Origin of the sequence: Pseudomonas cyclaminis (genome assembly GCF_015163715.1) — a bacterium.
Lineage (GTDB): Bacteria > Pseudomonadota > Gammaproteobacteria > Pseudomonadales > Pseudomonadaceae > Aquipseudomonas > Aquipseudomonas cyclaminis.
Window position 1 is genome coordinate 1 of sequence record NZ_JADDUM010000328.1, and the last position, 7,452, is coordinate 7,452.

The window sequence follows — 7,452 nt, forward strand, 5'->3', positions numbered from 1 at the left end:
CGGCGGCCCACGGATTCAAGCCGGAGTGAGGGCACACCGAGCCTGAGCGAGGTGCCGAGTGGTGGGGCAAGAGCCCTTTTGGTTACTTTTGGGGCTCTTTTCCAAAAGTGACCCGCCGTAAGGGCGGAACCAATAGCCGCCGTGACCGCAGCAATGGATATGTACTCATCCCAACCCAACTACATGGTCGGCCCAGAGGCCGCCACGCAACCAGCCCCCACAGAAAGGCAGCCCTCAAGTCCGTTACTCCTTGTCGTTACCGTAGTTCATGATCGACAACAACCGAATCGGCACCTGCACCAACTCCTCAGGCCCATGAGGAATCTCGCCCTCAAACGTCAGGCTGTCCCCGGCCTCCATGCGATACAACTGGTTGCCGTGGCGATAAATCAGCTCCCCTTCAAGCAGGTGCAGAAACTCGGTCCCTGGATGCGCAAATGTAGGAAACTCCTCACTGGCGTCATCCATGCTGACCATGTACGCCTCGAAGCTCTTCTTCGGCCCCCGCGTATGGTTGAGCAGGTGATAGGTGTGCCCCTTCTCGGTCCCCCGGCGTACCACTTCCATGCCCTGGTCAGCCTTGACCAGCAGGGCGCTGCCATCCTGCTGGTCATATTCGGCGAACAATTTCGATAACGGCAGCCCGAGCACATCGCACAGGCGGCTCAAGGTATCGAGGCTGGTGGAGACCTGCGCGTTCTCGATCTTGCTCAACATGCCCTGGCTGATATCGGCAATCTTCGCCACGTCGGCCAGTTTCAGGTCCTGGGCCTGGCGCTGGCGTTTGATCTGCAGCCCCAGATATTGCTCAAGCTTGAGGCGCGGGGCGGTTTCGGTGGACATGATCATCGGCTCCTGCACGGTTTCCGTTCAGTAATATTATTTTCGCACTGGGAAAGTGCAAGGTCTGGCTCTTGAAGGCCACCCCGCTGTGCGTATTCCTGCGGGGAAAAGAATTTTCCCATATATACAGCACAAAAGCGCCGCTTCACCCACTTCAGTGCGTCGATCGCGAATCTGGCAAGGCTATTGCATTCCTGTAAGGAAACTAACTTTCTTTTTAGGAATAAAAAGACAGCCAGGCCCATCCACACGGTTTTGCCTTTCGCGAGGAGTCACACGCAATGTTGCCAGCAGAAACCCAGCGCATCATGACAAGCACGGGATCAAGTACGTGCTTGCGCAGTTTGTGGATATACACGGCGCGGCCAAGACCAAATCGGTGCCCATCTGCGGGCTCCAGACGGTGGCCGAAGAGGGCGCGGGGTTTGCCGGGTTTGCCATCAGTGGCATGGGCATGGAACCCCACGGCCCTGACTTCATGGCGCGTGGCGATCTGTCCACCCTGACCCCGGTGCCGTGGCAGCCAGGGTACGGGCGGGTGGTGTGTGTCGGCCATGTCGACGGCAAGCCCCATCCCTACGACAGCCGCTACGTGTTGCAACAGCAGGTGCAGCGCCTGCAAGACAAGGGCTGGACGCTGAACACCGGCCTGGAACCCGAGTTCAACCTGATGCGCCGCGACGAGCAGGGCAGGCTGCAACTGGTGGATCCCAGCGACAACCTTGACAAGCCTTGCTACGACTACAAGGGCCTGTCCCGCTCACGGGTGTTCCTTGAGCGCCTGACTGAAGCCCTGCAAGCGGTGGATTTCGAGGTCTACCAAATCGACCACGAGGACGCCAACGGCCAGTTCGAAATCAATTACACCTACAGCGACGCGCTGACCTCCGCCGACCGCTTCACCTTCTTCCGCATGGCCGCCGGGGAGATCGCCAATGACCTGGGCATGATTTGTTCCTTCATGCCCAAGCCCGACCCGAAACGCGCCGGCAACGGCATGCACTTTCACCTGTCGATCAGCAGCGCCGAGAACAAAAACCTGTTCCATGACGCCAGCGACCCGAGCGGCATGGGCCTGTCGAAACTGGCCTATCACTTTGCTGCCGGCTTGCTCGCCCATGGCCCGGCGCTGTGTGCGTTCGCTGCACCCACGGTCAACTCCTACAAGCGCCTGGTGGTCGGCAACTCGTTGTCCGGCGCCACCTGGGCGCCGGCCTTTATCGCGTTTGGCGCCAACAACCGCTCGGCCATGGTGCGCGTGCCGTATGGCCGCCTGGAATTCCGTCTGCCGGATGCCGGTTGCAACCCGTATCTGGTCAGCGCCGCGATCATCGCCGCAGGCCTGGACGGCATTGATCGTCAGTTGGAAATCGACCACGTCTGCAACGAAAACCTCTACAGCCTGAACCTCGAACAGATCGCCGAGCGCGGCATCAAGACCCTGCCGCAATCCCTCAAGGAAGCCTGCGACGCGCTGGAAGCCGACCCGCTCTTCGCCGAAGTGCTCGGCCCGCAGATCGTGGGTGAATTCATCAAGCTCAAGCGCATGGAATGGGTGGAATACAGCCGCCATGTGAGCGACTGGGAAATCCAGCGCTACACCGAATTTTTCTGACACCGTGTGACGGAGACTTGTTATGTGTGGAATCGTAGGCCTGTACCTGAAAAATCCCCGGCTGGAACCCCAGCTCGGCAAGTTGTTTGAACCCATGCTGCAAGCCATGACCGACCGTGGCCCGGACAGCGCCGGTTTTGCCATCTATGGCGATGAAGTCGCCGATGGCTGGGTCAAGCTGACCCTGCAAGCCACTACTGAAGCTTTCGATTGGAAAGCCTTGATGGGCGAGCTGGAAGGGCGCCTTGGCTGTTCCCTGGACTGGTTCCAGAACGCCAGCGCCGCGGTATTGAAAATTCACGCCGACGAAGCCCCGGTGCGCCTGGCTCTCGCCGAACTGGCGCCGAGCGTGCGCATCATGAGCGCCGGGCAGAGCATCGAGATCCTCAAGGGCATGGGCCTGCCCCAGGAGATTTCCCAGCGCTTCGGCCTGGCGAGCATGCAGGGCAGCCATATCATCGGCCACACGCGCATGGCCACGGAAAGCGCGGTGACCATGGAAGGCAGCCATCCGTTTTCCACCGGCGCCGACCTGTGCCTGGTGCACAACGGCTCGCTGTCCAACCACTTCCGCCTGCGCCAGGAACTCAAGCGCGAAGGCATTCACTTCGAAACCGACAACGACACCGAAGTCGCCGCCGGTTATCTGACCTGGCGCCTGCAACAGGGTGATTCGCTCAAGGAAGCGCTGGACCATTCCCTGGAAGACCTCGACGGCTTCTTCACCTTCGCCATCGGCACGCGCAACGGCTTTGCAGTGATCCGCGACCCGATTGCGTGCAAGCCGGCGATCCTCGCCGAGACCGACGACTACGTGGCCATGGCCTCGGAGTACCAGGCCCTGTCGAGCCTGCCGGGCATCGAGAACGCACGTATCTGGGAGCCTGCACCGGCCACGTTGTACATCTGGGAACGCGAGACAGCAGCTTAAGGAGCGTACACATGAAAACCATCGATCTTTCCACCGCCACCGTGCGTGACCTCAACCAGGCGCTGCATGCGCCGGTGCTCGACAACGAATGGCGCGTCACCCATTCCAACGGCAAGCACAACCTTGCCGTCGGGGTGAACCAGCCGGTGTCCATCGATATCGAGGGCCACGCCGGTTACTACTGCGCGGGCATGAACCAGCAGGCGTCGATCACCGTGCACGGCAATGTCGGCGTGGGCTGCGCCGAGAACATGATGTCGGGCTCGGTGCGCGTCAAAGGCAGCGCGTCCCAGGCTGCCGGGGCGACGGCCCATGGTGGTTTGCTGGTGATCGAGGGCGACGCGGGCGCCGTTGCGGGATCTCCATGAAGGGCATCGACATCGTCGTCGGCGGCAGCATCGGCCATATGAGCTGCTTCATGGGCCAGGCCGGTCGCCTGGTGGTGTGCGGCGATGCCGGCGATGCGCTGGGCGATTCGCTGTATGAAACCCATATCTACGTCAAAGGCACGGTGGAGTCCCTGGGCTCGGACTGCGTCGAAAAAGAGATGCGCAGTGAACACCTGCACGAGCTGCAGGAACTGCTGGATCGTGCCGGTTTTGCCCATCGGGCGGCGGACTTCAAGCGCTACGGCTCGGCCCGCCAGCTCTACAACTTCAAAGTCGACAACGCCTCCGCGTACTGATCAGGAGCTCCTCCATGACTGAACAAACCCCTCCGGTCCTGCGCGAGTCGGCCACCTTCGACCGCCTGACCATCCAGGAAATCCAGCGTGCCGCCGAAACCGGCATCTACGACATTCGCGGCGGCGGCACCAAGCGCAAGCTGCCGCACTTCGATGACTTGCTGCTGCTCGGCGCCAGCGTGTCGCGCTACCCGCTGGAAGGCTATCGCGAGAAGTGCGGTACCGACGTCATCCTCGGCAACCGCTTCGCCAAGAAGCCGATCCACCTGAAGATCCCGGTGACCATCGCCGGCATGAGTTTCGGCGCGCTGTCGGCCAATGCCAAGGAGGCCCTGGGCCGTGGCGCGACCATCGCCGGCACCAGCACCACCACCGGTGACGGCGGCATGACCCCGGAAGAGCGCGGCCAATCCCAGCACCTGGTGTACCAGTACCTGCCATCACGCTACGGCATGAACCCGGATGATCTGCGCAAGGCCGACGCCATCGAAATCGTCCTCGGCCAGGGCGCCAAGCCCGGCGGTGGCGGCATGTTGCTCGGCATGAAGGTCACCGAGCGTGTGGCCGGCATGCGCACCTTGCCCATTGGCGTGGACCAGCGCAGCGCCTGCCGCCACCCGGACTGGACCGGCCCCGACGACCTGGCGATCAAGATTGCCGAGCTGCGCGAAATTACCGATTGGGAAAAACCGATCTACGTGAAAATCGGCGCGAGCCGGCCGTATTACGACGTGAAGCTGGCGGTCAAGGCCGGTGCCGATGTGATCGTGCTGGACGGCATGCAAGGCGGCACCGCCGCGACCCAGGAAGTGTTTATCGAGCATGTGGGCATCCCGATTTTGTCGGCCATCCCGCAAGCGGTACAGGCTTTGCAGGAAATGGGCATGCACCGCAAGGTGCAGTTGATCGTGTCGGGCGGGATTCGCAACGGCGCCGACGTGGCCAAGGCCATGGCGATGGGCGCGGATGCGGTCGCCATCGGCACGGCGGCGCTGATTGCCCTGGGCGACAACCACCCGCGGCTGGACGCGGAACTGAAAAAAATCGGCTCGGCCGCTGGCTTCTACGACGACTGGCAGAACGGCCGCGACCCGGCCGGGATCACCACGCAAGACCCGGAGCTGTCCAAGCGCCTTGACCCGGTGGAAGGCGGACGGCGCCTGGCCAACTACCTGCGGGTGATGGTGCTGGAGGCGCAGACCATGGCCCGAGCCTGCGGCAAGTCGCACCTGCACAACCTCGATCCCGAGGACCTGGTGGCGCTGACCGTGGAATCGGCCGCCATGGCCAGGGTGCCGCTGGCGGGGACCAACTGGGTGCCGGGTAGCGGTTACTGAGGTTGGGGGGCTGGCCTGCTGTAGTGCGCTGGTTGTTAGGGTTAGCTGGGTTGTCAGGGTGCACTGGGTTGTTGTGGTGAGCTGGGTTGTTATGGTGAGCGGGCTTGTTGTGGTGAGCGGGCTTTCTGTGGTGAGCGGGCTTGCCCCGCGCTGGGGTGCGAAGCACCCCCAAAACCAGGCACCTCGAATTGGCCTGACACATCCAAAGGCCCTGTTGGGGCGGCTTCGCCCCCCAGCGCGGGGCAAGCCCGCTCACCACAACAACCCAGCTCAACCCAGCAAGCCCGCTCACCACTGATTGATGGGCCCACCAAGAGGCCGCTGTAATAAAAATTGCTCGCTGCCAGACATTTCCCATTTCTTTCGCAGGAGCTTTGAACATGGTCAATCGTCTTCTTGCTGTATTGGCGGCCAGTGCATTCGTGCCTCTGGCCCAGGCCGCCGAAGTCCCCACCCTGAACACCGGCAGCACCGCCTGGATGGTCACCGCCGCCGTGCTGGTGCTGTTCATGTGCTTGCCGGGGCTCGCGCTGTTTTATGGCGGTCTGGTCCGTGCGAAAAACATGCTCTCGTTGTTTACCCAGTGCTTTGGTATCGCCGGGTTGGTGGGCGTGCTGTGGGTGATCTACGGCTACAGCATGGTGGTCGACACCACCGGCATGGTCGAAGGGCAGGTGACCTTCAACAGTTTTGTCGGCGGTTTGAGCCGCGCCTTTCTGGCGGGCATGACCCCGGAGAGCCTGGTGGGGGATATTCCAGAAGGGGTGTTCGTGACCTTCCAGATGACCTTCGCGATCATCACCCCGGCGCTGATCGCCGGCGCCTTTGCTGAACGCATGAAATTCTCGGCGGCGCTGCTGTTCATGGCCATCTGGTTCACCCTGGTCTATGCCCCGGTGGCGCATATGGTCTGGGGTGGTTCGGGGGCCCTGATGCATAACTGGGGCGTGCTCGATTTTGCCGGCGGCACCGCCGTGCATATCAACGCCGGTGTGGCCGCGCTCGCCGCGTGCCTGATCCTCGGCAAGCGCAAGGGCTACCAGAACACACCGATGCCTGCGCATAACCTCAGCCTGACCATGGCCGGCGCGGCGATGCTCTGGGTCGGCTGGTTCGGCTTCAATATCGGCTCCGGTGGCGGCCTTAGCGGCACCTCGGGCATCGTCATGCTCAACACTCAGTTGGGCGCCTGCGCCGGGATTCTCGGCTGGATGTTCACCGAGTGGTTCAAGGTCGGCAAGCCCAGCGCCCTCGGCCTCGCCAGCGGCGCGTTGGCCGGCCTGGTGGGGATTACGCCTGCATGTGCCTACGTGGGCGTGGGCGGCGCGTTGGCCATCGGTTTGCTCTGTGGGGTGTTCTGCTACCTGAGCGTGACGGTGTTGAAGCGCCGCTTCGGTTACGACGACAGCCTCGACGTGTTCGGCCTGCACGGCATTGGTGGGATGATCGGCGCGGTGTTGACTGGCGTGTTCTGTGTACCGTCCATGGGTGGCCTGGTGGAAGGTGTGACCATGGGCGCTCAGGTAGTTGCCCAGCTCAAGGGTGTGCTGCTGACCACGGTGTACTGCTTTGTGATCAGTTGGGTCATCCTCAAGGTGGTCAATGCCCTGGTCGGGTTGCGTGCCCATGAGTCGGTGGAGGAGATGGGGTTGGACCTGGCCGAGCATAATGAGCGGGCCTACAACCACTGAAGTAAACGCGGCTCAAACTGTTTGCCAGTCAGTTAAGGGCGAGCGCTGTACCTGTGGTGAGGGAGCTTGCTCCCGTGACGGATCAGGAGCCGACGGTTATCCAACTGATGCCCTGCGACTAAAATGTGGGAGGGGGCTTGCCCCCGATGGCGGCCTGACAGCCGACCAGAATGTCAGGCCGAGTACATATCCGTTGCTGCGGTAACGGCCACTTAGGGTTCCGCTCTTACAGCGGGTCACTTTTGGAAAAGAGCCCCAAAAGTAACCAAAAGGGCTCTTGCCCCACCACTCGGCACCTCGCCCAGGCTCGGTGTGCCCGTAATCCGACAGTGATTTGGGGGGCCGCCGCC

4 protein-coding genes and 2 pseudogenes are annotated in these 7,452 nt (G+C 62.2%); 5 read left to right on the forward strand and 1 reads right to left on the reverse strand.

Annotated features, from left to right (window positions below; translation table 11 throughout):
* Positions 1 to 243 precede the first annotated feature (243 nt).
* On the reverse strand, positions 244 to 843 hold the full coding sequence (locus tag IQK56_RS29765) for a helix-turn-helix domain-containing protein (RefSeq protein ID WP_193864136.1): 600 nt from the start codon (positions 841 to 843) through the stop codon (positions 244 to 246).
* 281 nt (positions 844 to 1,124) lie between these two features.
* Between IQK56_RS29765 and glnT the strand changes: the two are divergent.
* The 5 genes and pseudogenes from glnT to IQK56_RS29790 all read left to right on the forward strand — a co-directional run bounded on the left by glnT (position 1,125) and on the right by IQK56_RS29790 (position 7,102).
* A pseudogene (gene glnT, locus IQK56_RS29770) lies at positions 1,125 to 2,458 on the forward strand (type III glutamate--ammonia ligase).
* Positions 2,459 to 2,480: 22 nt separating this feature from the next.
* Positions 2,481 to 3,389, forward strand: coding sequence for a class II glutamine amidotransferase (locus IQK56_RS29775; RefSeq protein WP_193864137.1), 909 nt, complete (start codon positions 2,481 to 2,483; stop codon positions 3,387 to 3,389).
* An 11-nt stretch (positions 3,390 to 3,400) separates the two neighbouring features.
* A pseudogene (locus IQK56_RS29780) lies at positions 3,401 to 4,074 on the forward strand (protein glxC).
* Positions 4,075 to 4,088: 14 nt separating this feature from the next.
* The gene (locus IQK56_RS29785) at positions 4,089 to 5,411 is read left to right on the forward strand and encodes an FMN-binding glutamate synthase family protein (protein WP_150761219.1); all 1,323 of its coding nucleotides are present in this window, start codon (positions 4,089 to 4,091) and stop codon (positions 5,409 to 5,411) included.
* Positions 5,412 to 5,791: 380 nt separating this feature from the next.
* The gene (locus IQK56_RS29790; RefSeq protein ID WP_193864138.1) at positions 5,792 to 7,102 is read left to right on the forward strand and encodes an ammonium transporter; all 1,311 of its coding nucleotides are present in this window, start codon (positions 5,792 to 5,794) and stop codon (positions 7,100 to 7,102) included.
* Positions 7,103 to 7,452 lie beyond the last annotated feature (350 nt).

Bases quoted from the DNA above. Each gene is read 5' to 3' on its own strand.
- IQK56_RS29785 (WP_150761219.1), top strand. From the start codon at position 4,089: ATGACTGAACAAACCCCTCCGGTCCTGCGCGAGTCGGCCACCTTCGAC.
- IQK56_RS29775 (WP_193864137.1), top strand. From the start codon at position 2,481: ATGTGTGGAATCGTAGGCCTGTACCTGAAAAATCCCCGGCTGGAACCC.
- IQK56_RS29765 (WP_193864136.1), bottom strand. From the start codon at position 843: ATGTCCACCGAAACCGCCCCGCGCCTCAAGCTTGAGCAATATCTGGGG.
- IQK56_RS29790 (WP_193864138.1), top strand. From the start codon at position 5,792: ATGGTCAATCGTCTTCTTGCTGTATTGGCGGCCAGTGCATTCGTGCCT.